The following is a 1,435-nucleotide window of genomic DNA, read 5'->3' as shown; positions in this document are numbered from 1 at the left end:
CAAGACCGTCGTAGCCCCACTCGGCGGCCAGCCGGCAGACCTCCTCGAACGGCAGGTCCGCCCACTGACCGGTGAACAACGTGATCGGCCTGGTCATCAAACCTCCACACTCGTGAAGCGGCTACCGGCAGCCGCGCTCTCCTCGACGGCGGCGAGCACCCGCTGCACCTGGAGGCCGTCCTCGAAGGACGGCGTCGGGTCGGTGCCGGCGGCGATCGCCTCCAGGAAGTCCTTCACCTCGTGGACGAAGGTGTGCTCGTACCCGAGGCCGTGCCCCGGCGGCCACCAGGCCCCCACGTACGGGTGGTCCGACTCGGTGACGAGGACCCGCCGGAAGCCGGCGTCCGACTCCGCGGCGTCGTAGAACCACAGCTCGTTCATCGCCTCGAAGTCGAAGGACAGGCTGCCCGCCGACCCGTTGATCTCGATGCGCAGCGCGTTCTTGCGCCCCGTGGCGAAGCGGGTGGCCTCGAACGACGCCAGCGCGCCGCCCTCGAAGCGGCCGATGAACAGGGCCGCGTCGTCCACCGTCACCTCGCCCTTCTCACCGCCGCCGCCCTGGCCGACGAGGCCGCTCGACCCCTCGGCCAGCGGGCGCTCCTTGACGAAGGTCTCGGTGAGCGCCGTCACCCCGGTCAGGTTCCGGCCGACGATGAACTGGGCGGTGTCGATGATGTGGGCGCCGATGTCCCCGAGCGCGCCGGACCCGGCCTTGTCCTTCTGGAGCCGCCACACGAGGGGGAACTCGGGGTCGACGATCCAGTCCTGCAGGTACTGCGCCCGCACGTGCCGGATCTCGCCCAGCCTGCCCTCGGCCACGAACCTCCTGGCCAGGGCGATGGCGGGAACGCGGCGGTAGTTGAAGGCGACCATGCTGCGCACGCCGCGAGCCGCCGCCTCCTTCGCGGCGGCGGTCATCGCCTCCGCCTCCGCCACGGTGTTGGCCAGCGGCTTCTCGCAGATGACGTGCTTGCCCGCCGCCAGCGCGGCGATGGCGATCTCCGCGTGCGAGTCGCCCGGCGTGCAGATGTCCACGATCTGCACGTCGTCGCGCTCGATCAGCCGCTTCCAGTCCGTCTCGACCGCCGCCCAGCCGAGCGTGTCGGCCGCCTCGGCCGTACGCTCCGCGGACCGCCCGGACAGGACGGCCATGGCCGGCCTCGGTACGTCGAAGACCGCCGCGACGCTCCGCCACGCCTGTGAGTGCACGCGCCCCATGAACGCGTACCCCACCATGCCGACACCCAGCGCCGGCCTGCTTTCAGTCACTAGAACTCCCTCGAATCAGGGCTGGATCAGGATTCGAACCCGGTGGGCAGGTACTTGTCGGCGTTGTCCTTGGTGACGGTCTCCGACGTCAGCGTGATGGACTGCGGCACCTGCTGCTCCAGCAGGTCGCTCATGCCCTTGCCCTGCGCGATGAGCCGGGCGATCT

Annotated in this window: 1 protein-coding gene; it reads right to left on the bottom strand. The window is 70.5% G+C overall.

Annotated elements, in window-relative coordinates; genetic code table 11:
* Positions 1–96 precede the first annotated feature (96 nt).
* Positions 97–1,269 carry a Gfo/Idh/MocA family oxidoreductase gene (locus tag HHX37_RS35345; RefSeq protein WP_310740679.1) on the bottom strand — a complete coding sequence of 391 codons (1,173 nt, stop codon included), beginning with the start codon at positions 1,267–1,269 and terminating at the stop codon, positions 97–99.
* Between the last annotated feature and the right edge of the window lie 166 nt (positions 1,270–1,435).

It is taken from the genome of Microbispora sp. H10885 (assembly GCF_014161415.1).
In the GTDB taxonomy this organism is placed as follows: Bacteria; Actinomycetota; Actinomycetes; order Streptosporangiales; family Streptosporangiaceae; genus Microbispora; species Microbispora triticiradicis.
The sequence above is the reverse complement of the archived record's forward strand: the minus strand, read 5'-3'. Positions and strand labels throughout refer to the sequence as shown.